The following is a 24,361-nucleotide window of genomic DNA, read 5'->3' on the forward strand; positions in this document are numbered from 1 at the left end:
TCAAAAGTAATAATAGCGTCATATCCGGTTGAAATTTTCTCCAGCAGTGCTTTGCCGGGATGATCAGCAAATCCGGAAAAATAGACTTTCCTGCCCCATGGTTGTTTACGCAGCCATGGGGCTATTTTTTTGGCGCTCCCGCTTTGACAATCTAAATTGATTTAAATTTGAAATAGTATTGACAAATTCCTGAAATATAACTATGATGTCTTTAAACACTACTAAAACCATAGACATTATAGTATTTAAGAGGAGGTGTTGATATGAGTAAAATCTATGAAGAGCTTACCGATTTAATAGGCGGAACTCCATTGGTTAAACTAAAGAAACTTACAACCGGACTAAATGCAGAGATTGTAGCCAAGCTGGAATCCTTTAATCCGGGCGGAAGTGTCAAAGACAGGATTGCGCTGAATATGATCAAAACGGCTGAGGAAAAAGGATTGATCAATACAAATTCGGTTATCATTGAACCAACGAGCGGAAATACTGGAATTGGCCTCGCTTTTGTGACTGCTGCCAGAGGGTACCGGTTGATTCTGACCATGCCGGACACGATGAGTGTTGAAAGGCACAGCTTGCTTAAAGCCTATGGTGCTGAACTTGTATTAACCCCTGGGGCTGAGGGGATGAAAGGAGCCATCCAAAAGGCGTTGGAGCTGGCAAAGGAGACGCCAAACTCTTTTATTCCTCAGCAGTTTGAAAATCCGGCCAATCCTGAGATTCACCGCAGTACTACAGCGGAAGAGATTTGGAATGACACAAACGGTAACGTGGATATTATGATTGGCGGTGTAGGAACTGGCGGAACCATTACAGGGGTCGGTGAAATTCTTAAATCACGAAAACCTAATATAAAGGTGATTGCGGTAGAACCAAATGACTCACCTGTTTTATCGGGAGGTAAGCCTGGGCCACACAAGATACAGGGAATCGGAGCAGGATTTGTCCCTCAGGTCCTTAATCTGGGAATTGTCGATGAGATTTTTAAAGTTACGAATGAACAGGCTTTTGAAACGGGACGCAGGCTGGCCAGGGAGGAAGGACTCTTGGTTGGGATATCCTCCGGCGCCGCAGCCTATGCAGCCCTGGAAGTGGCTAAACGTCCGGAAAACGAAGGGAAACGGATTGTAGTTGTTCTTCCCGATACCGGAGAACGTTACCTGAGTACGCTGTTGTTCCAGGAGGGTTAAGATTATAAGCAAGCGTAGATGAAGATAATATTATTAATGATCTTGCAGAACGTACACGAATGAAAACTAAGCAATAACTTCGGAGGCCATAATGAGCGAAACAGAAAAAGGGACAAAAAAATAAATTACGGAAATATAATGAGGAGATGTTAATATGAGCAAAGAAAATTGGAAATTTGATACCCTGCAGGTCCATGCAGGCCAGGTTCCGGATCCGACTACCGGATCCAGAGCCGTCCCGATTTATCAGACTACATCCTATGTGTTCAGGGATGCTAAGCATGGAGCCAATTTGTTTTCCTTGGCAGAACCCGGTAATATCTACACTCGGATCATGAATCCAACATCGGATGTTCTGGAACAGAGAATTGCTGAGCTCGAAGGTGGTGTCGGGGCGCTTGCTGTAGGATCGGGTTCTGCAGCTATTACTTACGCCATTCTGAATATCGCCGGGGCCGGAGATGAGATCGTCTCTGCCAGCACACTGTATGGTGGGACACATAATCTTTTTGCGATTACGCTTCCGAAGCTGGGGATCAAGACCCATTTTGTCAATCCGGATGATCCCGCGAATTTTAAGAAAGCCATCAAGGAGAAGACCAAAGCCATTTATATTGAATCGATAGGCAATTCAGGAATCAATATCATAGATATTGAAGCAGTTGCCAAAGTAGCCCATGATAACGGAATACCGCTTATTATCGACAATACGTTTGCAACGCCATATCTTCTGAAACCTATCGAATACGGTGCAGATATTGTGGTTCATTCAGCAACCAAGTTTATTGGGGGGCATGGCACATCCATCGGCGGGCTGATCATTGACGGCGGAAAATTTGACTGGGCAGCCAGCGGCAAGTTCCCTGGATTTACAGAACCGGATCCGAGTTACAACGGATTGGTTTATGCAACATTGGGTGCACCGGCTTTTATTCTAAAAGCCAGAGTGCAGCTCTTGCGAGATACCGGCGCAGCACTGAGTCCGTTTAATTCTTTCCTGTTTATCCAGGGTCTTGAAACTTTGTCTTTGCGTGTTAAACAGCACGTGGCCAACACCTGGAAAGTTGTTGATTATTTGAAGAACCACCTCAAGGTTTCGTGGGTGAATTACCCGGGATTGAAAGACAATAAATATTTTGATTTATCGTTAAAATATTTTCCGCAAGGCCCTGGCTCTATATTTACATTTGGTATTAAAGGCGGCGCGGAAGCGGGAGTAAAATTGATCAACAATCTTGAGCTGTTCTCGCTGCTTGCCAATGTTGCAGATGCCAAGTCCCTTGTTATACATCCTGCTAGTACCACGCATGCCCAGCTCTCCGAGGAAGAACAGCGGGCTGCCGGGGTAACACCCGATATGATCCGATTGTCGATTGGAATTGAAGATGCCGATGATATCATTGCTGATCTGGAACAGGCTTTTGCCAAACTATAACGAATAACTTATGGGCAATAGCAATTCATTTCTACTAAACCAATGATCAAGCAACGGGAGAATGAATATGAAAAAAACCGTAGTGGTTGCCATGAGCGGCGGCGTCGACAGTTCAGTTGCTGCTCTGTTGTTAAAAAGAGAAGGATACCGGGTTATCGGTATCACCATGCAGATCTGGCTGCAGTCGGAGGACAAAGCCAAAGCGTGCTGCGGCCTCGAGGCAGTCAATGACGCCCGCAGAGTGGCCTGGAAGCTTAAAATTCCATATTACGTGATGAATTTCAGGAAGGAGTTTGAAGACAAGGTTATTGACAACTTCTGCAGTGAATATCTTCGAGGAAGAACGCCTAATCCATGTATCGAATGCAACAAGCATCTGAAATTTGATTCTTTGCTGCAGAAAGCCCGTGGTTTGGGGGCGGATTATATTGCAACTGGGCATTATGTCAGGAAGGAGTATGATGACAAAACACACCAGTGGGTGCTGAAAGCAGGGATTGATGAGACGAAAGACCAGAGTTACGCACTCTATCATCTGACTCAGGATCAGCTTGCCCATACTTTTTTTCCCCTGGGTGAATATCGCAAAGCGGATGTCAGGCAGATTGCTGAAGGGGAAGGACTGGCTGTCGCCAAAAAAGCAGAGAGTCAGGATATTTGTTTTGTCGAGGGAACAGCAGGCGATTTTATTGAAGGATACCGTCAATTGAAGGATGTTCAGGGGGTTATCGTTGATTCTCGGGGGATGATTCTCGGCAGACATAAGGGAATATACCGCTATACAGTCGGGCAGCATAAGGGACTCGGACTGGCGCTCGGTTTTCCTGTTTATGTTACTTCGATTGATGCTGAAACTAATACGATCAGGGTCGGATCAAAGGACGAGCTTTTCAGCTCAGGCCTGCATGTTGAGAATGTGCATTATATTTCCGGTGTGTTTCCAGAACAGATTCAAAACATCCTGGTGAAGATCAGATACAATGCGCCAAAAGTATCCGCGGTGGTTAATTCTCTGGAAAATGGGACAGCCGTAGTGATCTTTGGAGAAAAACAGCGTGCGGTGACTCCCGGACAGGCGGTCGTATTTTACGACGGAGAAAGCGTCTTAGGAGGAGGTACAATCCGAGAAACTATTAAATGCTAAAGATTTGCCCTGATGGAAGAAGTATACGAGATTCATAAGTAGCTATAAAATCGAATAGCGGAACAAAAACATATAAAATTTGAAGCTTGTTAAAACTAATTTATAAAAACTATTGAAATATCTCGAAATATTAGATATAATTTCAGTTGCGAAAAGAGGCATTAGAGCCTTTTTAGCAAAGAATTTTTTGACCGTTCTCTGCAGAAGCTATAGAGGACCAAGGCCATACGGACAGCCGGGTCAAAAGCCGAAGTTGGCAACTTTGTTGCCTTATTGATTGAGCCGGGGCGGCTCGAAACGTTATGAGTTGGCTAATTCATAGCCGTGTGCAAATCCGCTGCACATCACACTTGTGAAACGATCAATAAGAGTAGTAAAAGTAATTCCTTGCTATATAGACTCTGAAACCTCGAAAGCTGAATAAATAACTCTAAATGGAAAGGGCCTTCGCCCTTGACGTAAATAGAGCCAAATAAACAAGTTTTTCATGATCGTCGCGCTTAGGTGTGGTGTACTGCCCTGTTTTGCAGTACCGCCTCCTTAAGTGTTTTTTATTTGTCAAAATGTCTGCGAAGTTTTATGTTTCATGATCAGTAGAGGGATGAAAGTCAGGAACTTACAGCAAAAATTATTTCAGCGATTGGAGGAAAATGTTATGGGAAAAGTACTCGTTATCGGCTGCGGCGGCGTCGCCGGTGTGGCAATTCACAAGATCTGTCAGAATTCAGAGGTATTCGGAGAATTGTGTATTGCCAGCCGTACGAAATCGAAATGTGATGCTTTAGCGGAAAAACTGGGCGGAGGTAAAACCAAAATTACAACGGCCCAGGTAGATGCTGACAACGTGGAAGAACTGATCGCACTAATCAACAAAGAGAAGCCTGACGTTGTACTGAATCTGGCTTTGCCGTATCAGGACCTGCATATTATGGATGCCTGTCTGGCCACCAAGACCAGTTATGTTGATACCGCCAATTATGAGCCTGAGGATACTGCTCATTTTGAATACAAGTGGCAGTGGGAATACCGGGAGAAATTTAAAGAAGCCGGAATTACCGCACTGCTCGGTTCAGGTTTTGACCCGGGGGTCACCAGTGTATTCAGTGCGTACGCATTAAAGCACCACTTTGATGAGATACATGAAATTGATATTTTGGACTGCAATGGCGGTGACCACGGTTATCCGTTTGCGACGAACTTTAACCCTGAGATTAATATCCGCGAAGTCACGGCCAAAGGCAGCTATTGGGAAAATGGCCACTGGGTGGAGACCGAGCCGATGGAGATCAAAAGGGAGTACAATTTCAAGGGCGTCGGTGTCAAGGATATGTACCTGCTGCATCACGAGGAATTGGAAAGCCTGGCACTGAATATTAAAGGCATCAAACGCATCCGTTTCTTTATGACTTTCGGACAAAGCTACCTGACACATTTGAAATGTCTTGAGAACGTTGGTATGACGAGCATTGAGCCTATTAATTATAATGGAATGGAAATCATCCCTTTGCAGTTCTTAAAAGCTGTCTTGCCGGATCCGGCTTCCCTTGGTCCGCGTACCAAGGGCAAAACCAATATTGGCTGCATTTTCAAGGGGATTAAAGACGGCAAGGAAAAAACCTACTATTTGTATAATATCTGCGATCATGAGCAGTGCTATCGCGAAGTAGGAAGCCAAGCCATCAGCTATACCACTGGCGTGCCAGCGATGATCGGGGCGATGCTGGTCATGAACGGTATTTGGGCGAAACCTGGTGTTTATAATATGGAAGAATTTGATCCCGATCCGTTTATGGAAGCACTCAATAAGTGGGGTCTGCCCTGGGAAGAGGACTTCAATCCGGTGCTGGTACCCTGATGGGAGATGCAATAATGGACCTGTACGCAAGAGAACAGGATACTGAGGAACTGAAGGCTGTAGAAACAGAAAATGCAGAAAACTTGTTTGACTGTGTTCTGACTCCGAGCTATGTTGTTGATGAAAATCTGTTAATCTCAAATTTAAAGATTTTACAAGACGTTCAGGAACAGAGCGGAGCAAAAATTCTGCTCGCTCAGAAGGCGTTTTCAATGTTCCGGGTATACCCTTTGATTGCCCAATACTTGTGCGGAACAACAGCCAGCGGTGTGTACGAGGCGAAGCTTGGCCGCGAAAAATTTGGCAAAGAAGTGCATATTTTCAGTCCGGCTTACAGGGAGGATGAATTTGATGAGATCCTGACTGTATCCGATCATATCATATTTAATAGCTTTTCTCAGTGGGATAAGTTTGGTAAGCGGGCGCTTGCCGCAGGGGCAGAATGCGGCCTGCGGATCAACCCGGAATGTTCCACCCAGGAAGGTCATGGCATGTATGATCCCTGTGGACCCTATTCCAGACTCGGTGTGACCAGGGCAAACTTTAAGCAGGATTGGCTCAAAGGTCTTTCCGGACTGCATCTGCATACGCTGTGCGAACAAAATGCTGATGCGCTGGTGACAACGGTCGAAGCCTTTGAGGAGTCGTTCGGTCAGTTCTTGCCTGGGATGAAATGGCTGAATCTCGGTGGCGGGCACCACATTACACGTGAAGATTACGATCGGGAGCTTCTGATTCGGACCGTTAAGCGCCTCCGGGAAACCTACGGTATCGCAGTCTATCTGGAGCCTGGAGAGGCGATCGCGTTGAATGCCGGTTTTCTGGTCTCATCCGTGCTGGATACGCTGCATAACGGTATGAACATTGCTATCCTGGATGCTTCAGCTGCCTGCCATATGCCGGATGTACTGGAAGTTCCGTACCGTCCCCGGGTAGTGGGCTCAGGGCAGCCCGGAGAAAAGGAAATTACGTACCGTCTTGGGGGGCCAACCTGCCTGGCCGGCGATATCATCGGGGATTATTCGTTTGATCGAGCCTTAAATCCCGGAGACCGCCTGGTCTTCTGTGATATGGCGATTTACTCCATGGTCAAAAACAATACATTCAATGGGATACGGCTGCCGGATATTGTCCTGAATAAGGCTGACGGTACCATTGAGACTGTCCGTAGCTTTGGCTATGAGGACTTCAAAAATCGCCTGTCTTAAGGCAAGCCAGTTGAAAATGTGGTATGATCATAAAAGATAGATTATACTGTTTTATTGGAGCATGCATTTGACCAAATACTTTTGACACTTGAGGAGGAAAGCGAATGCCGATCAAAATTCCGGACGATTTACCGGCAAAAGAAATCCTGGAGAATGAAAATATATTTATTATGGGCGAAGACCGGGCACAGCACCAGGATATTCGTCCTTTAAGAATAGCACTGCTTAATTTAATGCCTACCAAAATCGTTACCGAAACACAGTATTTGCGCTTGATGAGCAACTCACCTCTGCAAATAGAGATAACACTGCTCTACACTTGGACGCATAAGCCTGCAAATACTTCGGAAGAGCATTTAAGCAGGTTCTACAGCTCTTTTGACGAAGTGAAAGACCAAAAATTTGATGGTCTGATTATCACCGGTGCACCGGTCGAAAATCTGGAATTTGAAGATGTGGACTACTGGGATGAACTCAAACAGATTATGAAGTGGAGCCTTACCAACGTCTATTCAACCATACATGTCTGCTGGGGAGCCCAGGCGGGATTATATTATCATTACGGGATTCCGAAATATCCGCTTGATAGTAAAATGTTTGGGATATTCAACCATAAGATTATCAATTGTAACAACAATAATTTTCTGCGGGGATTTGACGAAGTGTTCAATGCACCGCATTCCCGCCATACGGAAATCCGGATCGAAGACATTGAAAAGCATTCGGAACTGGAAGTCCTGGCAACATCGGATGACGCTGGTGTCTATATGGTCGCCGGCAAGCATGGCAGGCATCTTTTTGTTACCGGCCATCCCGAGTATGATGCGCTTACGCTGAAAACCGAGTATGACCGGGATGTGAATAAAGGCCTGGATATCGCGGTCCCCAATAATTACTTTCCTAATGATGATCCGAAGAGAATGCCTCAGGTCACCTGGAGAGGACATGCCAATTTACTGTTTTTAAATTGGCTGAACTACTATGTATACCAGCAGACGCCTTTTGACCTTGGACAATTGGCTGAGTCGGACTGAGTTTTAAGTTGCAGAGCCGACTGAGCCAGATTAAATTAACTTAACAGTTTTGTTAAAATTTAAATTTTGAAATTTTAGATAGCATGCGCATCCTTTTCTCTTTGGGGGCTTACGGATTGTTTTACGTTTATATTGTAGAATGCAAAGATGGGACACTGTATACAGGTTGGACTGTAGACATAGAAAAGAGGTTGACAGCCCATAACATGGGTACGGGTGCTAAATATACCCGGTCGCGGTTTCCTGTTGTCCTCAAATACCTGGAACAGGTGTCATCCAAGCCGGAAGCATTCCAAAGGGAATACAGCATCAAACAATTAACCCGGGAACAAAAATATCAGCTGATTGCCCAAAGCAAGTCGGATCAAATAACCTGATGGAATGTCAGGTTATTTTTTTACTAAAAATTAAGCATAAGCACAGAATTTACCTTTCCGGCCACAGAATATTTTCTTTTCAGCGGTCTATAATAAAACGGAAAATATTAAAACGGAGGTATTTTTGCGATGAAAGCCAAGAAGATGCAAGGACCTAACACTGGAATCAGATGTGTGGTCAATACCTGTTATTATTATATGGATGGGGACCACTGCACAGCTGAGAAAATTGAAGTGCAGCCCCGGAATGCAGCTAACTCCGAACAGACTGACTGTGCGACCTTCATCAAAGAATAACAGGAAAAATGGGGGGAATACGCTACTTTTGTTCCCCCTTTTTCTATTCTTGTTACTTTTGTTTCAATAATAATAATCCCTCTAATATTGATTACAGGCTACTGAAGTGGTATACCGGTATTCCGCTCATATCTTTGAATAAGCGGGTCAATGATTACGGCAGAGATAAGACCCAGATAAGCGGAGATAAAGCCGAAGGCCAGGAATGCAATAAGCTGCTGTAAGTTAAGCTGGAGCGAATGGTAATATAAGAAAATAGCTAAACCGCACCAAAAGCCTTGACAGAATGGACAGCCAAACAGCTTGCAGAAAAAGTAGCCTTTCTGCTTAAGGGCATCTCTGATTTTTTTAAATAAGACAAAGTCAAATAGAAAAAAACGGAGGCTTAAAGCCAGCAGAAGCTCAAAAACCATTATAGATCACCTGATTGTATAAAATTTGTCCTTTTACATTCCATATTATGGTAAAATAAAATAATATGTGCCTAGTAAATGATGACTAGGTTAAAAATCAAATAACAAAAAAGCCTAATGCAAGAATCATCTGGAAAGGGATTCAGGATTCTCGATCAGGCTTTTTCATTGTCAGGTATTCTGATTTGAGGATTAGATTCCGCTCAAATTCCTTTGTTTTTCATAACGGGTGCGGGTGTTTTTGTCTAAAAATCTTTTGCGCAGGCGAATATTGACAGGTGTCACTTCTACATATTCATCATCATTGATATATTCCAGGGCTTCTTCCAGACCAAGCAATTTTGCCGGTTCTAGCCTCAGGCTTTCATCGGCTCCGCTGGAGCGCATATTGGTCAACTGCTTTTTGCGGGCAATGTTGATATCAATATCTTGTTCGCGGTTACTTTGGCCGACAATCATTCCCTCATAGACTTTGGTTCCGGGATCAATAAACATTCTGCCGCGGTCCTGCAGCTGAAACAGTGCATAAGCAGTGGATTCTCCCGGATCTGAAGCGACTAGGACTCCCCGGCTGCGGCCCTGAATATCTCCTTTATACGGCTGATAGGAATGGAACACATGCGCCATGATCCCTTCCCCACGGGTTTCGGTCAGATAGTCCCCCCTGAAACCGATCAACCCACGTGCCGGAATCAAAAACTCCAGGCGCGTAACGCCACCAGACATGCTGACCATGTTCTGCATCTCGGCTTTGCGGGTGCCAAGCATTTCAATCACGGTACCAGTGCACGAATCAGGGATATCGCAGGTCAAATGCTCAAATGGCTCACATTTGACACCGTCAATCTCCTTCAGAATGACTTCCGGTTTCGAGACCATCAGTTCGAAGCCTTCTCTTCGCATATTCTCGATCAGGATGGACAGGTGCAGCTCTCCACGTCCTGATACCTGAAAACAGTCCATATTTTCAGTTTCTTCCACGCGGAGGCTAACGTTTGTTTCAATCTCTTTAAACAGTCTTTCCCTGAGTTTACGGGACGTGATATGTTTTCCTTCCATTCCGGCAAAAGGACCGGTATTGACCATGAAAAGCATGGTCAGAGTGGGTTCGTCAATTTCAATCATCGGAAGAGGTTCCGGATTCAGCGGATCAGCTATCGTTTCTCCGATATTGATATTAGGAATGCCGCTAATAGCCACGATATCTCCGGCATTTGCTTCAAGTACATCAACCCGGCCTAAGTTCTGGAAGGTAAATACTTTACCGACTTTGACTTTTTCGACTGATCCGTCTCTTTTAATCACTGCGACCGGAGTATTGGCAGTCAGTTTACCCCGGAAGACACGGCCGATTGCAATTTTGCCAAGGTAATCATTATAATCAAGTGTTGTTGCCAGCATTTGCAGAGGACTGTCGGGATCACATTCTGGAGCAGGAATTTCTCTCAGAATCGTTTCGAATAACGGGACCAGATCTTCAGTCATTTCCCCGGGTTCATAACCGGCATTTCCCTGACGGGCTGAGGTATAAACAATTGGAAAATCAAGCTGTTCATCACTCGCGCCAAGCTGCATAAACAACTCCAGGACTTCGTCGACAACTTCGTAGGGACGCGCTTCAGGACGGTCGATTTTGTTAATGACAACAATGGGTTTTAAATTGAGTTCCAAAGCCTTACGGAGCACAAATTTCGTCTGAGGCATAGGGCCTTCAAATGCATCAACAACGAGAAGAACGCCGTCGACCATTTTCAGAACGCGTTCGACTTCCCCGCCAAAATCGGCATGTCCAGGAGTATCAACAATATTAATCTTGATACCCTGCCAGTTTACGGAAGTATTTTTAGCCAGAATGGTAATTCCGCGTTCCTTCTCCAGATCATTGGAGTCCATGACTCTTTCTTCCACTTGTTCATTGGAGCGAAATGCTCCGCTTTGTCTGAGCATGACATCAACAAGACTTGTTTTACCATGATCGACGTGGGCAATAATTGCTAAATTTCTTAAATGGTCAGCGTACATTCAATTTCTCCTGTCGTAATCTAATTCTTTCTCTTTAACAAGTAAGCACATAAATAAGAATATTGGTATTTGCATATCTTCAATCTTAAAGAAGGAATACTTGCCAATCGTCCTGCATATGAAGAGGACGTAACCTTTAATATTATAATACGTTTAAAGTTTTTTTCAAATTAATTTATTTTTCCCGGTCATTTTTTGTTTTATTCTGAAATCTGGGTCTGTCTGTTTTTTATTGGAACTGTTTCAACATGATTCTACAATCGGCATGTTCGCGGTAAGGCTTGCGCAAATATGCGGAGAAATATATAATTTCATAGGGACGAGTCTAAAACACATCATGAAGGAGCAGACCCGATGAGGAAATCCAGGCGAACCTATCGCAGACGAAACAAGACACCGTTGCTCGCCATCTTAATCATCGTATTTGCCTTAGCAATCGTAATGGGATCCAAAATAGTTTCCAGCAATGCAACCGATCATTCACAGACAGGCTCAAGCTACGGAGCTCAAACGGCGGATCATTCCAGTGAAGCAGCGGATACTGCGCGTCTAATCCGGCAAGCTGACGTTGCTGCCGGTACAAAAATTGATGAATATAAAGGTGTGCCAGTCTATTCCAATGGCGCGAATTATATGTCCAGCCACGGCTTAAGTTATAGTGAAGACGATTATTATTACGGCTACAAGTGGCAGTGTGTGGAATTCGTCAAACGATTCTATTATGAAATCTATCATCATGAGATGCCTGACGGCGCTGGAAACGCCAAATATTTCTTTAATCCGATGCTGGCGCAGGGCGAACTGAATGAACAGAGAGGCCTTGTTCAGTACGTTAACGGAGGGAATGAAAAACCCCGGGAAGGAGACCTGCTGGTCTTCGATGAGGGGTCTTACGGTCACGTTGCAATTATCTGCGGAGTAGGCGACAACTGGATTGAAGTCATTCAGCAGAACTCCGAGGTTCCCAGGGAAAAATACAGTCTTGTTTACAAAGATGGTGCCTATACGATATCCGGAGACAGAGATCCGGCTGGATGGCTCAGAGTTAGCAGCAGGTAAACCAGTCTATCAGCAAAGATTTTAGATCTTTCAAACCATACAAGCTAGGAAAATATGAAGGCTGAGCCGATGGGAAATTTTCGGCTCGGTTATTTTAGTATATCGGAAAGTTAAGTGCTTTCTGATATATATAAGTACAGCTAAGATTAACGCCGAGGTTTGGTGTCAGCCAGGTTTTCTTTATTCGCCGCAAATAATTAGGAATAATCTACGATAATCGGAAATAATAATGGTAAATTCATAGAAAATACTAAACATTATCAGCATAGGTGTAAAGGAGTATTCAGAATGAGAATTCCCAATCATATTGGGGTTATTCCAGATGGCAACCGGCGATGGGCAGACAACAATGGATTACCAAAGGAGATGGGCTACCGGGAAGGTCTGAACCCAGGACTAAAACTTTTGAAATTATGCAGGGAAGCCGGCGTCAAAGAACTGACCTATTATGGTTTCACAGTGGATAATACCAAAAGACCAGCTACTCAAAAGAAAGCTTTTGTGCAGGCCTGCATCGATGCAATTGATATGATTGCGAGTGAGGACGTGTCCTTGTTAGTGATTGGCGATACAGAATCTAAGATGTTCCCCAAGGCACTGCTGCCATATACGCGTCGGACAAAAGTCGGTAATGGGGGCATTAGGGTCAATTTTCTCGTTAATTATGGCTGGGAATGGGATCTGGGAAATCTTCGTACTGCCGAGAAGAATAAGAGAAAGATTATTAAAGAGCTAAAATCAAATGATATCTCCAGAGTTGACTTGCTGATCCGCTGGGGAGGAAGACGCCGACTCAGCGGCTTCTTGCCTGCGCAAAGTGTTTATGCGGATTTCTATGTGCTTGATGATTACTGGCCTGATTTTAAGGAAGCGCATTTCTATGATGCTCTGAAGTGGTATAATACGCAGGATATCACTTTAGGCGGTTAGAGAGAATGTGAGTAAAAAATGAACATTCTCGGTCAATAAAGGTATTGACAAAGAAGTAATTGAACTGATATAGTATACAGAAATATATGAAAAGATGATGACAGGGAATAATAAGTCCGGAGTATTTGTGCAGAGAGCCGCAGGCTGGTGAAAAGCGGTCAAGACGAAAGACTGAACTCCCCCTTGAGTTGCCGGCTGAAACCATTCAGGTAGTAGGACCGGACGGAGTCTTCCGCCGTTAAAAGGAAGGGGATATCGGAAGATGATTTTATTGTTTTCCCGCATCCTGTTGAGTGAACGGCATATGCCGTTAACATGAGTGGTACCGCGAATTGGCCTTCGTCTCATTATTTGAGACGAAGGCTTTTTGACGTCCACGGATGGACTAATGTCGCGGTTCCACGGAGGGAAAGGAGCGACAAGTCCACGGATGGACAAAGGTTGCAGTGTAAAGGATGGCAAGGACGGCGACGTTGAAGGAGGTAATGTCTTATGCGCAGATTATATTTGTTCGACACAACATTAAGAGACGGCGAACAATCTCTCGGAATCACATTAAATGTCCGGGAAAAGTTGGAGATTGCCAAGCAGCTGGTTACACTTGGCGTGGATATTCTGGAGGCGGGCTTTCCAGCTTCATCGCCCGGGGATTTCGAATCTGTGAAAATCATTGGCAGGGAGGTTAAGGGGATCACAGTGTGTGGACTAACCCGTTGTGTGAAGAAAGATATTGACCTTTGTGCCGAGGCCCTCAAAGAAGCTGAGAACCCTAGAATTCATACCGGAATCGCCGTTTCCCCGATTCATATGGAGAAAAAACTCAGGCTAAAACCGGAACAGGTGATCCAAAAGGCTGAAGAAGCTGTCAGACATGCCAAAAAATATCTGAACGATGTCGAGTTTTATGCTGAAGACGCTTTCCGGAGTGATTATGATTTTCTGGCTAAGATATTTGAGCGCGTAATCGCAGCTGGAGCAACAGTCGTAAATATTCCGGATACTGTAGGATACGCGACTCCTTGGGAATTCGGCGAACTGGTCTCCTATATCAAAACGAATGTCCCTAATATTGACCGGGTGAAAATAAGTGTCCATTGTCATAATGATCTTGGAATGGCCACAGCAAACACCCTAGCCGGGGTTATGGCCGGGGCCGATCAAGTGGAAGGCACTATCAACGGGATAGGTGAAAGAGCCGGCAATACTGCTTTGGAAGAAGTGATTATGGCGATGTATACCCAGAAAGATCGCTACGGCATCGATTTGGCTGTAAACACCCGGGAAATTGCCGCGACCAGTAGACTGGTTTCCTCAATCACAGGGGTTCCTGTACCGAGCCATAAGGCGATAGTCGGGACAAATGCGTTTATGCATGCTTCCGGTATTCATCAAGATGGTATCCTGAAAGAGAAACAGACCTATGAGATTATTGATCCGGAGACCATCGGCGTACCGAGGAACCAGATTGTCCTAAGTGCCAGATCAGGAAGGCATGCGCTGAAACACAGGCTGGAGGAACTCGGATATAAGCTGGAAGATAGCCAGATGAATACCCTTTACGAAGAATTTCTATTGCTGGCCGATAAAAAGCAAGAAATCTACGATGAAGATTTGCATATTCTGATGGGAACGGGTATACCTGAGCAAAACAGGATCAAGGTTAAGAATATATCCGTAGCTACATCAGGGAAACAGTCGGCCACCGCTGCGGTTACTTTGGAAATACAGGGCACGGAGATAACCGATGCGGCGATCGGAAACGGTCCTGTCGATGCGGTGTTTAAAGCAATTGACCGAATTACCGGTATCGAAGTCCGGCTCGAGGATTATAGTATCAAATCTGTGAGCCGCGGTAAAGAGGCGTTGGGGAATGCAACTGTTAAAGTTTTTGCCGACGGAAATTATTATGTCGGTAAGGGAGTAAGTACCGACGTCATCGATGCCAGCGCCCATGCGTATGCTGATGCCGTCTCCAAACTAAGCTAACAGACAAGGAAAAGACGGTGTCGACTAACTACTTTTTTCGTAGTTTGCGACACCGCCTTTTCTAAGCTTCATAAAGCATTTAGAAAACATTTCTCCCGGAGAAAATCTCCTGCATCTCATGTTTGATTCTTTGTTTGACCCTTCTTCTTTTACTGGAGGATATCTCTTCTTTTTCAGCTCCGAACAAATAATGGTCAAGATCAAACTCTCTCAAAAGCATTTTGGTGTGGAAAATATTATCCTGATAGACATTGACATCAATCAGCTGATATCTGTTTCTAGTCTCTTCCGAAATAAAATTCTGAATGGAATTGATCTTATGATCAATAAAATGTTTTCTACCGTTGACATCCCGGGTAAAGCCCCGGACACGGTAATCGATAATCGCAATATCCGGCTCAAAACTCGTAATCAAGTAGTTTAAAGCCTTTAGCGGCGAGATCTGGCCGCAGGTGGAGACGTCAATATCGGCTCGGAACGTACTAATCCCCTTGTCAGGGTGGTTTTCTGGATATGTATGTACCGTAATATGACTCTTATCCAGATGGCCGACCAACGACTGCGAATCAGGACCCGGGGCCTCATTTTCAAGAATTTCCATTGGTTCACGACTCATAATTTGATTTTCAGCAACCAGCATAGTGACACTGGCACCCTGAGGATCGTAATCCTGATTGGCAATATTCAGAATATTAGCTTCAATGATTTCAGCGACAGAAGTCAGAATTTTAACCAGCCTGTCGGCATTGTATTCTTCATCAATGTATTCAATGTACTTCTTATGTTGATCCTGCGATAAAGCATAGCAGATATCATAGAAATTAAAACTCAACGTTTTCGTCAGGTTGTTAAAACCATATAATTTTAGTTTCTTATTGATAGGTTTTATGTTCATTCACTGCACCTGTACCAAATATTATTTTTTTAGCCTTTTTCTTTCAAGTTACTACTTTATTATACATATTTTTTAGCTTTTTCTATAGACACTCCAAATGTTTTTGAATAAATATTTTTAAAAACAGAACGAAAATGGTGATAATATTCTTTGTAAGATTAACAAGGTATAGGTTATAATTTATTAAGAAAAAATAAAGTTTGCGAGTTGAAAAAAATGCGCATAGGCTTCTTTGACTCCGGGGTCGGCGGAATCACCGTACTGCATGAAGCGATCAAACAGCTACCCCGGGAGGATTTTATTTATTACGCGGATATTGATCATGTGCCTTATGGGACCAAAAGCAAGGAAGAAGTCCTGAAACTGGTTTTGGATGCTGTCGATTTCATGGCTGCTGAAGGAATAAAAGTTCTGGTAGTTGCCTGCAATACGGCGACGAGTATTGCCATTAATGAGCTTCGCCAAAGGTATGATTTTCCAATCCTCGGCATGGAACCCGCGGTAAAACCAGCTGTCGAAAATAATGGTTCCAAGAGAATACTGGTCATGGCTACTCCGCTCACACTTCACGAAGAAAAGTATCAAAATTTGGTCACCAGACTGGATCAGGACCATCTTGTAGATGGCAAAGCATTTCCAGAGCTGGTCGAATATGCCGAAAATTTTTATTTTGACAGAGATGAAATCCTGAAATACCTGAATCGCAAACTTGGCACGCATCATTTGACCGAGTATGGTACTGTCGTTTTAGGATGCACACACTTTCCGTATTTTAAGCGGATTTTGCAGGAACTGTTTCCTGCTGATACGCACATCATTGATGGAAGTACCGGAACCGTCAATTATCTGAAAAAAATTCTGACTGAAAGAAAACTTTTAGCTGAGGACGGTCATGGTGAGGTCACTTTCTATTCTTCCGGCCGAAAAGAGCCTTCGGAATCCCGTTATGCCCGGTATCTCCTGCTGCTAGATCAAAATCAATAAAGCCGCTAAGAGGCTTTATTTTTTTGGCGAATATTTCATAATTTCCAGATCTTCGATGGTTATTAATCCTTCATTGACGACCTCGTCCAAAAAAAGCAGAAAGTCCTGCAGATACTCAGCGCTGTCTATTACTTCAATAACGATGGGAAGGTCATTGGAAAGGTCCAGTATCCTGGACGTTTTGATTCTCGTATTGGCGCCGAAGCCTTCAATTCCCCTAAAGACAGTCGCACCTGCCAGGCCCAGCTCTTTGGCCCTTAAGACAATCATGTGATAGAGGGATACTCCTTTATATTTGCTGGCTTCTCCAATGTAGATGCGAATGCGTCTTGCCTGACCAGATATCTTTACCATTAGAATCCCTTCCTTTATTTTAATAATAGCTGCGTCAGGCTCATTCCAAGCCAGACTGCAATCAGTCCGACGAGCAGGCTTCCCAGACCATTCAGCACAGCTACGATGATTTCTCCGCTCTTGATAAGGTTCAGGGTTTCAAGGCTTAGCGTTGAAAAGGTTGTAAATGCGCCCAGAAAACCGACAGATATAAATAAACGGGTATTCGGACTGGTCACCAGGCTTTCAACGCCCAGTACATACACAATACCCAGCACAAAACATCCCAGCATATTGACGACGAAGGTTCCCCAGGGAAAAGTATAAAAATATTTTTGATAAATCCAGGTGGAAAGTACATAGCGGGCAATAGCTCCAAGTGCGCCCCCTAAACCAATCACCAGATAAACGGAATAATTCAAGAGAAGATCAGCCTCCTGCAAAGTCAAATACTCCCTGAAAAAAGAGTTATTTAAGTATATCATTTCATTTCAGCATAGTTCAATAAAAAGCTCAATATTTAAATAGGAGCATAAGAATAATCATAAAGAAAATATGCAAAGAATGACACACAAAGAAATAACATACGAATTGACATTTTGAGCAATAAGAAGTAATATTAATAATATGAATTCGATAATCATTATCAACATTGTCATTACAATTTGAACAAAATTATAAAATTCTTAAAAAGCCATAAGGAGACTGCTATGGACGCTGCCTTTCTTACAATGGACAAGATACCCGTAAACTCGAATGCCAGAGTTGTTAATATCCACATGGATACCGTATTAAGAAAAAAACTGACAGATATGGGTGTGGTCAAAGGGACAGAATTTAAAGTAGACGGCCAGGCTCCGCTGGGGGATCCTATAAAGATTAATCTGAGGGGATATCATCTAGCAATCCGTAAAAGCGACGCCAGGAAAATTCAGGTTGAAAAGATTTGGAACAGATAATATAAAATCACCCTCTCTATTTTTGGTCACTAAATGATAATAAAAATCACTATCATATATAGTCTTTGTTGCAATGATAGACACCGCAAACATTGTTAAAACAGCAATAGGCAGCAATAAATATTGAAACAAACATTGTATAGAACGTAATCGCAAGTGCTTCAGGGGAAGGATAAACAGATGAAAAAGAATTTTACGATAGCTCTCGTTGGAAACCCAAACTGCGGGAAAACAAGTATTTTTAATGTGTTAACAGGCTCGAGGCAGCATGTTGGCAATTGGCCGGGAGTAACCGTTGAGAAAAAAGAAGGTACGGTCAGGTTCAACGGGGATGAGATCAACGTAATTGACTTACCCGGGACATATAGTTTTTCCGCCAGTTCGGAGGATGAAATGGTTGCTGTAAACTATATTTTGCAGGAAAAACCTGATGTTGTTGTGAACGTGATTGACTCAGCAAATCTGGAGAGGAATCTTTATTTTACGTTACAGCTGATTGAGATGGATACGAATGTAATGATTGCTTTGAATATGACAGATGAAGCAGAGAAAAAGAATATTTTCATCAATACAGTGAAACTTGGAGATGTTCTTGGCGTACCGGTTGTCACCACAGTGGCAACGAAAAACAAAGGGATTCGGGAGTTGCTGGAGACTTCAGCGGCAATGAAAGTAAAGCCAGGCCGGCCCGTCCAGCCAGACTATTGGCAAATGATGAACCGGGAATCTGGAGCTTTGGCTGAGGCCCTGGTTGAAGAAGGTATTACTGGTAAAGAATCGGCGAACTTGGTGGCTGTCAGGCTGCTGGAGGATGAGGCTTTTGCTCAAACGCAAATAGCAGGTTGTCCTACCCTGAAAAAATTGGCTGACAAGGTAAAGGACAGGATAACGAGCCGTTTTGGTCTTGAGCCCGGAATCTATTTGGCAGACCAGCGTTATACCTTTATTGGCCAAATCATTAGGGATTGTGTCCGCAGGGAAACGCCTCCGCAAGAAGATCTGACAGAAATGATTGACCGGGTTGTGACAAATAAATGGATCGGGATTCCTTTGTTCTTTGTAATGATGTTTTTGCTGTATCAGATCACAATGGGTCTCGGCAATAATATTCTTGGGGGTTATGTGGACAGCGTCTTCGGGATCCTGGGGCGGTATGTCTCCGGCCTGTTGCTAAACGCTCCGGTCCTGGCCCGGTCCTTTGTCAGTGATGCACTGATCGGTGGGGTAGGTTCTGTACTTGTTTTTATCCCGATGATGTTTACCATGTATTTCTTGATTTCTCTTCTCGAAGACAGCGGTTATATGGCCAGGGCAGCCTATGTCATGGACCGGCTGATGAATGTTGTCGGGCTGCACGGGAAAACGGCCGTTGCAATGATTGTCGGCAGCGGCTGCAATGTGGCCGGAATCATGTCCACCCGAACCTTGGACAGCCGGAAAGACCGTATGATCGGCATTTTAATCAGTCCGTTTATTTCCTGCAGTGCTAGGCTTCCAGTCTATGCGTTGTTTGCCGGGGCGTTCTTCAGAGGCAAAACGATCGGCATCATACCGTTGGCAGGATTGGTTATTTTTTCACTGTATCTTTTAGGAATCATAGTTGCTGTTGCAGCAGGGAAAATCCTGAGTGAAACATTGTTCAAGCAGGAAAAATCCTACTTTGTTATGGAACTCCCGCCTTATCGTCTGCCAACGCTGAAGAGTTTAATGCGGCACATGTGGGAAAAAACGGAGTCGTTTGTCAGGAAAGCAGGAACTGTGATCCTTGGGATTGTCGTTCTGATCTGGATGCTTTCTGTTTTCCCGGTCGGCGTTGAACCGGGCAGTACCGGAAGTCTCCTTGGAAAATTAGGCGCAGTCATCGCACCCGTATTATCCCCGGCTGGTTTTGGCAGTTGGCAGGCCTCTGTAGCACTTCTTGTCGGGATTGGTGCCAAGGAAGCAATCATTGCGACGTTCGGGTTGGTTTACGGGACAGGCGAAGGGATGCTCGGAGTAGTCTTAGCACAGCATTTTACGCCGCTCTCCGCCTATGCCTTTATGGTAATGACCCTACTTTATTCACCCTGTGCAGCGACAATCGGAATAATTAAAAAGGAGACCAATTCTGTTAAATGGACACTGTTTTCTGTTCTCTACTCACTGATCATTGGCTGGATCGCAGCGGTGCTGATCTTTCAGCTCGGTTCGTTGTTCATCTGAAACGAAGAAGCAGGAGGTATTGCGATGCTGATCAATTTGTTAACAGAAATTGCCGGTCAACAAGCGAACTCCTTTTCTTCGTTGGCAAAAAAATTGGATCTCGATCGAGAGATGATCAAACAAATGCTGAATGACCTGCAACGACTTGGATACCTGACTGCGGATAATGCAGCTTGCGTCAATGAACAATGTAAGGGGTGCGGGGGCTGCTGCAGCAAAGGAAACGGAGAAGCCGAAGCAACCTTGTGGACGCTGACGGCAAAGGGGAGGGTGCTTTTGGAATCCACGAACCGGTAAGGGTATCTATTTATTGCTGTCGAGATTCATCATGTCGTTAATGTCAACCACTTCCATTCCAGACGGCAGGTCGAAGACCCCATCAGGTACGGTACCTGTTCCGATTTGCAGGTTCTTGAATTCCATGGTTGACATCTGACCATCGGTTTCATATTGAGCCTTTACAACAATGCCGTATTCGGTGCTGATCCATTCCTTAACAGTTGAGCCTTCGCTGGTGAAAGTAAGGACTTTACACTCCATGCCGTTGACCGTCTCAGTTCCAGCTATGGTATACTCGGTGTCAGCTAGACCTTTGACATAATCAACAGGGGTGGTGATATCCGGACCGTCATATTCACTTAACGTCATTTTCATGGCGCTGTTCTGACCCGAGGGATAAGTAGTAAACTCCTTTTTGGACATATCAAAAATAAATGTCATCTTTTGACCGTTAAAGGTGCCCTCCATTTTCATTTTCTGGTCCTTAAACCAGGCTTTGCTTTCTGAAGTTACTCCACCGCCGACGATCACTAAATCATAAGACATTTCTTTGACCAGCTGTCCTTTTCCAATCAGACCGGATACAATTGCATTTTCATCAGGTAAAGTTTGTGTTCCTGTTTCTGCTGGGGCCGAGGTTGCTTCATTTTGGGCAGCTGATTCTTCTTTCCCGCCGCAGCCGGATAAAGCTCCAACGCAAAGAAGCAGCAAAACGAGCAAAAGCGCAAGATACCGTCGCGTCAATCTCATGATATTTTCCTCCTATACCTTCTTTTGTATTCAGATAATGGAATTTAAAGATTTAATCATTCGATAAGAATGATGTTAAGCTCTATTAGTATATAAATCTTTAAAAATGATATTTTAAATGATGTTTTGTTAAACTATATTTCGTTATATTATTTTTCGTGATGACTCGTAAAAAGTCCTCTATATACGTATCATTTTATTCCAAAAATTAGAACACCATCCTGAATACCGGAATGTTTTTTTGGTTTCAGCGCTAAGAAAGTCAGAAGAACAAGTATTTGAAGGTACAAGTATTTGAATGTTAGATTTTTTTCCATTCCATGGTATAATATGATGGTCGATTTTTGATTCGACCAAAGCACAGCCATATGAAATGATTGGGAGGGTTGGTAATGATGAATAACAATGTTGAAACGAGGGAGTTTCAGACAGAAATCACCCAGCTGCTGGATATTGTTATTAATTCTCTCTATACGGAGCGGGAGATCTTCTTAAGAGAATTAATATCCAATGCAGCTGACGCTACGGAGAAACTGCGCTACTGCAGGCTCACTGAAAATGAAACAAGCGGCGAATCCGAGCAACCGCTGGAAATTTCCATCGAAACGGATGAAGAAAAGCACACGCTTACCATTACCGATAATGGGATCGGAATGACCAAAGAAGAACTGATTGAGAATCTGGGTACGATCGCCCATTCAGGATCCAAGGAATTTATCAGACAGCTGGCCGAGGTCAAAAAGGCCGGATCCGGAAGCAATACCGATTTAAGCTTGATTGGACAGTTCGGCGTCGGATTTTATTCGGCGTTTATGGTTGCGGAGAAAGTAACGCTTTATACCCGCTCTTTCAGAACGGACTCTGAAAGCTGGATCTGGTCTTCAAATGGAGCAGGGAGCTATTTAATAGAACCAGGTGATCAAAGCAATTATGGAACCAGGATCGTTCTTCAGTTAAAAGAAAATGCCTATGATTTCAGTAAAGCCGACGAGATCAACAGGATTATCAAACAGTATTCGAGTTTTGTCCCTTATCCCGTGAAAGTCAACGGTGAAAAAGTCAATACCGTCGAAGCAATATGGACGAAAAACGCATCCGAAATCAGTGAGCAGGAATATACGGAATTCTATAAATATATCGACAATGCTTTTGACGAGCCATCTTATAGAATGCACTTTTCCTCCGATGCGCCGCTTTCCATCAAAGCACTGCTGTTTGTGCCCGGAGAAAATTATGAGCGGTTCGGCTTCAGTAAAATGGAGAGAGGCGTTAACCTATTCTGCAAAAAAGTCCTGATTCAGGAAAAATCTGAGGCCATCGTGCCGGAGTGGATGCGGTTTGTACGCGGCGTCATTGACAGTGATGACCTTCCCCTGAACATTTCCAGGGAGACCCTTCAGGATAATGCGCTTGTGGCCAAGCTGAACAGGGTAGTCACCAGCAGATTCTTAAAGTATCTCGAAGAGCAAGCCAAAGATGATCCGGCCAAATACAATCAATTTTGGGAAAAATTCAGCAGGTTTATCAAAGAAGGAGCAGCTTCGGACTATGCCCACAAGGACGCACTGGTCAGGCTCCTGCGTTTTGAATCCAACATGACGGCTGAAGGTGAGCTGATTTCACTGGAAGGCTACGTCGGAAGAATGAGAGAGGAACAAAAAGCGATCTATTATGTCAGCGGCTCCAACCGTAAAGTGATTGAGTCTGGGCCGTATCTTGAGATCTTTAAGGACAAGGGCATTGAAGTGCTCTATACCTATGAACCAATTGATGACTACATCTTAAGCGGGCTTCCTGAGTTTAAAGAAAAGAAGATTGTTGCGGCCGAACAGGACAGTCAGGATCTGCCGGATTTAGATGCTGAGCAGCCCGGTAATGCCGAAAGTGAAATTCCTGAGGATGAAGTGAAGGCCTTGTTGGATTGGTTCAAAGAAACACTCGGGGATAGGGTAACCGAGGTGCGTGCTTCCAAACGTCTTGTGGACAGTCCTGCCGTTGTGCTCAGTTCATACGGAACGCATAGCATGCAAAAAATGATGCAGATCATGAACAAGGATATGGAAGATATCCCAGCAGGAATCTTGGAGATTAACAGCCGGCATCCGGTCATTCAGGGAATCAATGAACTGCGCAAGTCGGGCGACGCATTTGCTGCGGCAGCGGCGGAACAGATTCTGGAAAACTCGCAGATTGCCGCCGGGCTGATCGTCGATCCCAGGAGTATGGTTAGCAGACTCTACAACATCCTTGAAAGAGCGGTTGTGAAGAAATAATACCGGAGTGATTATTATTACCATTCTACTCTACGGGCTGATAGCGGGTCTTGTTACCGGACTTGGCGCTGTCATCTCTATCTCGATAAAAAATATCACGAACAAGATACTTTCAATATCGCTCGGATTTGCGTCAGGAATCATGATCGGGATATCTGCCTTAAGTCTGATTCCGACCAGCCTGGACATGAGCAACAGTATCATTTGTATTGCCGGTTTTGCAGCCGGGGCTCTGTTTCTGTTTCTGGTGGATATTTCAATGCCGCACATTCACAAGGTTGAAGCGGATCTGAGTAACTATGCCAAGATGGGGTATTTTATCGCGCTCGGAATTACACTGCATAATCTTCCCGAAGGGATCGCGATCGGCGCGACCAGCGAAGTATCGTATCACATGGGTGTCATGACAGCCTTGACAATCGGTCTGCATAATATTGCTGAAGGTCTTTGTGTGGCGATGCCGCTGTGTCTCGCCAACGTCCGGAAATCGAGGGTCGTCCTGATTACGACCATGACCGGTATGTCAACGCTGCTCGGTACCGGGCTGGGCATAATTCTTGGCCTGATCTCTCCGCTCATCATCGCTTTCTTTCTGGCGTTTGCAGCCGGAGCAATGATCTATATCAGCAGTGACGAACTGATTCCGAAAAGCCACCATTCCCACAGTGAATATGCCAATGTCGGCATCATGCTCGGCTTTATTCTGGCATTAATCCTGTCATAGAATTATCTG

23 protein-coding genes and 1 other annotated feature are annotated in these 24,361 nt (G+C 44.3%); of the genes, 17 read left to right on the top strand and 6 right to left on the bottom strand.

What is annotated here, in order from left to right:
* The first annotated feature begins 263 nt into the window (after positions 1–263).
* From cysK to A7K50_RS06260, 8 genes are all read left to right on the top strand, one after another.
* Positions 264–1,193 carry a cysteine synthase A gene (gene cysK, locus A7K50_RS06225; protein WP_119775028.1) on the top strand — a complete coding sequence of 310 codons (930 nt, stop codon included), beginning with the start codon at positions 264–266 and terminating at the stop codon, positions 1,191–1,193.
* A gap of 154 nt (positions 1,194–1,347) precedes the next feature.
* On the top strand, positions 1,348–2,628 hold the full coding sequence (locus tag A7K50_RS06230) for an O-acetylhomoserine aminocarboxypropyltransferase/cysteine synthase family protein (protein WP_119775029.1): 1,281 nt from the start codon (positions 1,348–1,350) through the stop codon (positions 2,626–2,628).
* 67 nt (positions 2,629–2,695) lie between these two features.
* Positions 2,696–3,772: a tRNA 2-thiouridine(34) synthase MnmA gene (mnmA, locus tag A7K50_RS06235; RefSeq protein WP_119775030.1), complete on the top strand. Its 1,077-nt coding sequence runs from the start codon at positions 2,696–2,698 to the stop codon at positions 3,770–3,772.
* 655 nt (positions 3,773–4,427) lie between these two features.
* Positions 4,428–5,627, top strand: coding sequence for a saccharopine dehydrogenase family protein (locus A7K50_RS06240; protein ID WP_119775031.1), 1,200 nt, complete (start codon positions 4,428–4,430; stop codon positions 5,625–5,627).
* A 14-nt stretch (positions 5,628–5,641) separates the two neighbouring features.
* Entirely contained in the window at positions 5,642–6,835 is a 1,194-nt protein-coding gene (gene nspC / locus A7K50_RS06245) for a carboxynorspermidine decarboxylase (protein ID WP_119775032.1), read from the top strand.
* 104 nt (positions 6,836–6,939) lie between these two features.
* Positions 6,940–7,869: a homoserine O-succinyltransferase gene (gene metA / locus A7K50_RS06250; RefSeq protein ID WP_119775033.1), complete on the top strand. Its 930-nt coding sequence runs from the start codon at positions 6,940–6,942 to the stop codon at positions 7,867–7,869.
* Positions 7,870–7,985: 116 nt separating this feature from the next.
* Positions 7,986–8,246: a GIY-YIG nuclease family protein gene (locus A7K50_RS06255; protein WP_199698239.1), complete on the top strand. Its 261-nt coding sequence runs from the start codon at positions 7,986–7,988 to the stop codon at positions 8,244–8,246.
* Positions 8,247–8,375: 129 nt separating this feature from the next.
* Entirely contained in the window at positions 8,376–8,543 is a 168-nt protein-coding gene (locus tag A7K50_RS06260) for a DUF1540 domain-containing protein (protein ID WP_083916705.1), read from the top strand.
* 98 nt (positions 8,544–8,641) lie between these two features.
* On the opposite strand, the gene A7K50_RS06265 is transcribed toward A7K50_RS06260, so the two are convergent.
* Positions 8,642–8,956, bottom strand: coding sequence for a hypothetical protein (locus A7K50_RS06265; RefSeq protein WP_119775035.1), 315 nt, complete (start codon positions 8,954–8,956; stop codon positions 8,642–8,644).
* Positions 8,957–9,148: 192 nt separating this feature from the next.
* A complete protein-coding gene (gene typA, locus A7K50_RS06270; protein ID WP_020491131.1) occupies positions 9,149–10,978 on the bottom strand; it encodes a translational GTPase TypA in 1,830 nt (609 codons plus the stop codon).
* A gap of 354 nt (positions 10,979–11,332) precedes the next feature.
* Here typA and A7K50_RS06275 point away from each other — a divergent pair, with 354 nt between their 5' ends.
* The 3 genes from A7K50_RS06275 to A7K50_RS06285 all read left to right on the top strand — a co-directional run bounded on the left by A7K50_RS06275 (position 11,333) and on the right by A7K50_RS06285 (position 14,953).
* The gene (locus A7K50_RS06275; RefSeq protein WP_119775036.1) at positions 11,333–12,037 is read left to right on the top strand and encodes a CHAP domain-containing protein; all 705 of its coding nucleotides are present in this window, start codon (positions 11,333–11,335) and stop codon (positions 12,035–12,037) included.
* Between the two features lie 288 nt (positions 12,038–12,325).
* Positions 12,326–12,967 carry a polyprenyl diphosphate synthase gene (uppS, locus tag A7K50_RS06280; protein ID WP_020491129.1) on the top strand — a complete coding sequence of 214 codons (642 nt, stop codon included), beginning with the start codon at positions 12,326–12,328 and terminating at the stop codon, positions 12,965–12,967.
* A gap of 88 nt (positions 12,968–13,055) precedes the next feature.
* Positions 13,056–13,317 (top strand) — a binding site (T-box leader).
* Between the two features lie 142 nt (positions 13,318–13,459).
* Positions 13,460–14,953: a 2-isopropylmalate synthase gene (locus A7K50_RS06285; protein WP_119775037.1), complete on the top strand. Its 1,494-nt coding sequence runs from the start codon at positions 13,460–13,462 to the stop codon at positions 14,951–14,953.
* A 79-nt stretch (positions 14,954–15,032) separates the two neighbouring features.
* On the opposite strand, the gene speD is transcribed toward A7K50_RS06285, so the two are convergent.
* Positions 15,033–15,848 carry an adenosylmethionine decarboxylase gene (gene speD / locus A7K50_RS06290; RefSeq protein WP_020491127.1) on the bottom strand — a complete coding sequence of 272 codons (816 nt, stop codon included), beginning with the start codon at positions 15,846–15,848 and terminating at the stop codon, positions 15,033–15,035.
* Positions 15,849–16,064: 216 nt separating this feature from the next.
* Here speD and murI point away from each other — a divergent pair, with 216 nt between their 5' ends.
* Positions 16,065–16,832, top strand: a complete 768-nt coding sequence (gene murI, locus A7K50_RS06295) for a glutamate racemase (protein WP_119775038.1) — start codon at positions 16,065–16,067, stop codon at positions 16,830–16,832.
* 15 nt (positions 16,833–16,847) lie between these two features.
* On the opposite strand, the gene A7K50_RS06300 is transcribed toward murI, so the two are convergent.
* Together A7K50_RS06300 and crcB are read right to left on the bottom strand one after the other, a co-directional pair.
* Positions 16,848–17,186 carry a DUF190 domain-containing protein gene (locus tag A7K50_RS06300; RefSeq protein WP_020491125.1) on the bottom strand — a complete coding sequence of 113 codons (339 nt, stop codon included), beginning with the start codon at positions 17,184–17,186 and terminating at the stop codon, positions 16,848–16,850.
* 14 nt (positions 17,187–17,200) lie between these two features.
* Complete coding sequence (gene crcB, locus A7K50_RS06305) at positions 17,201–17,587, bottom strand: fluoride efflux transporter CrcB (protein WP_119775064.1); 387 nt, start codon at positions 17,585–17,587, stop codon at positions 17,201–17,203.
* 288 nt (positions 17,588–17,875) lie between these two features.
* On the opposite strand from crcB, the gene A7K50_RS06310 reads away from it, so the two are divergent.
* From A7K50_RS06310 to A7K50_RS06320, 3 genes are all read left to right on the top strand, one after another.
* Positions 17,876–18,124: a FeoA family protein gene (locus tag A7K50_RS06310; protein WP_119775039.1), complete on the top strand. Its 249-nt coding sequence runs from the start codon at positions 17,876–17,878 to the stop codon at positions 18,122–18,124.
* A gap of 180 nt (positions 18,125–18,304) precedes the next feature.
* Positions 18,305–20,326 carry a ferrous iron transport protein B gene (gene feoB, locus A7K50_RS06315; protein ID WP_119775040.1) on the top strand — a complete coding sequence of 674 codons (2,022 nt, stop codon included), beginning with the start codon at positions 18,305–18,307 and terminating at the stop codon, positions 20,324–20,326.
* A gap of 24 nt (positions 20,327–20,350) precedes the next feature.
* Positions 20,351–20,623: a FeoC-like transcriptional regulator gene (locus tag A7K50_RS06320; RefSeq protein WP_119775041.1), complete on the top strand. Its 273-nt coding sequence runs from the start codon at positions 20,351–20,353 to the stop codon at positions 20,621–20,623.
* A gap of 6 nt (positions 20,624–20,629) precedes the next feature.
* On the opposite strand, the gene A7K50_RS06325 is transcribed toward A7K50_RS06320, so the two are convergent.
* Positions 20,630–21,355, bottom strand: a complete 726-nt coding sequence (locus A7K50_RS06325; protein WP_119775042.1) for a DUF4412 domain-containing protein — start codon at positions 21,353–21,355, stop codon at positions 20,630–20,632.
* Positions 21,356–21,747: 392 nt separating this feature from the next.
* Between A7K50_RS06325 and htpG the strand changes: the two genes are divergently transcribed.
* Both htpG and A7K50_RS06335 read left to right on the top strand, forming a co-directional pair.
* Positions 21,748–23,628 carry a molecular chaperone HtpG gene (htpG, locus tag A7K50_RS06330; RefSeq protein WP_119775043.1) on the top strand — a complete coding sequence of 627 codons (1,881 nt, stop codon included), beginning with the start codon at positions 21,748–21,750 and terminating at the stop codon, positions 23,626–23,628.
* Between the two features lie 7 nt (positions 23,629–23,635).
* The gene (locus A7K50_RS06335) at positions 23,636–24,352 is read left to right on the top strand and encodes a ZIP family metal transporter (RefSeq protein WP_119775044.1); all 717 of its coding nucleotides are present in this window, start codon (positions 23,636–23,638) and stop codon (positions 24,350–24,352) included.
* Positions 24,353–24,361 lie beyond the last annotated feature (9 nt).

It is taken from the genome of Dehalobacter sp. MCB1, from assembly GCF_003590275.1.
Lineage (GTDB): Bacteria > Bacillota > Desulfitobacteriia > Desulfitobacteriales > Syntrophobotulaceae > Dehalobacter.

Excerpts from the sequence above, each read along its gene's own strand:
- A7K50_RS06230 (WP_119775029.1), top strand. The coding sequence starts at position 1,348 with ATGAGCAAAGAAAATTGGAAATTTGATACCCTGCAGGTCCATGCAGGC.
- A7K50_RS06320 (WP_119775041.1), top strand. The coding sequence starts at position 20,351 with ATGCTGATCAATTTGTTAACAGAAATTGCCGGTCAACAAGCGAACTCC.
- metA (WP_119775033.1), top strand. The coding sequence starts at position 6,940 with ATGCCGATCAAAATTCCGGACGATTTACCGGCAAAAGAAATCCTGGAG.
- speD (WP_020491127.1), bottom strand. The coding sequence starts at position 15,848 with ATGAACATAAAACCTATCAATAAGAAACTAAAATTATATGGTTTTAAC.
- A7K50_RS06260 (WP_083916705.1), top strand. The coding sequence starts at position 8,376 with ATGAAAGCCAAGAAGATGCAAGGACCTAACACTGGAATCAGATGTGTG.
- uppS (WP_020491129.1), top strand. The coding sequence starts at position 12,326 with ATGAGAATTCCCAATCATATTGGGGTTATTCCAGATGGCAACCGGCGA.
- mnmA (WP_119775030.1), top strand. The coding sequence starts at position 2,696 with ATGAAAAAAACCGTAGTGGTTGCCATGAGCGGCGGCGTCGACAGTTCA.
- cysK (WP_119775028.1), top strand. The coding sequence starts at position 264 with ATGAGTAAAATCTATGAAGAGCTTACCGATTTAATAGGCGGAACTCCA.
- A7K50_RS06265 (WP_119775035.1), bottom strand. The coding sequence starts at position 8,956 with ATGGTTTTTGAGCTTCTGCTGGCTTTAAGCCTCCGTTTTTTTCTATTT.
- A7K50_RS06240 (WP_119775031.1), top strand. The coding sequence starts at position 4,428 with ATGGGAAAAGTACTCGTTATCGGCTGCGGCGGCGTCGCCGGTGTGGCA.
- murI (WP_119775038.1), top strand. The coding sequence starts at position 16,065 with ATGCGCATAGGCTTCTTTGACTCCGGGGTCGGCGGAATCACCGTACTG.
- A7K50_RS06275 (WP_119775036.1), top strand. The coding sequence starts at position 11,333 with ATGAGGAAATCCAGGCGAACCTATCGCAGACGAAACAAGACACCGTTG.
- A7K50_RS06310 (WP_119775039.1), top strand. The coding sequence starts at position 17,876 with ATGGACGCTGCCTTTCTTACAATGGACAAGATACCCGTAAACTCGAAT.
- nspC (WP_119775032.1), top strand. The coding sequence starts at position 5,642 with ATGGACCTGTACGCAAGAGAACAGGATACTGAGGAACTGAAGGCTGTA.
- A7K50_RS06285 (WP_119775037.1), top strand. The coding sequence starts at position 13,460 with ATGCGCAGATTATATTTGTTCGACACAACATTAAGAGACGGCGAACAA.
- typA (WP_020491131.1), bottom strand. The coding sequence starts at position 10,978 with ATGTACGCTGACCATTTAAGAAATTTAGCAATTATTGCCCACGTCGAT.
- htpG (WP_119775043.1), top strand. The coding sequence starts at position 21,748 with ATGATGAATAACAATGTTGAAACGAGGGAGTTTCAGACAGAAATCACC.
- feoB (WP_119775040.1), top strand. The coding sequence starts at position 18,305 with ATGAAAAAGAATTTTACGATAGCTCTCGTTGGAAACCCAAACTGCGGG.
- A7K50_RS06300 (WP_020491125.1), bottom strand. The coding sequence starts at position 17,186 with ATGGTAAAGATATCTGGTCAGGCAAGACGCATTCGCATCTACATTGGA.
- A7K50_RS06325 (WP_119775042.1), bottom strand. The coding sequence starts at position 21,355 with ATGAGATTGACGCGACGGTATCTTGCGCTTTTGCTCGTTTTGCTGCTT.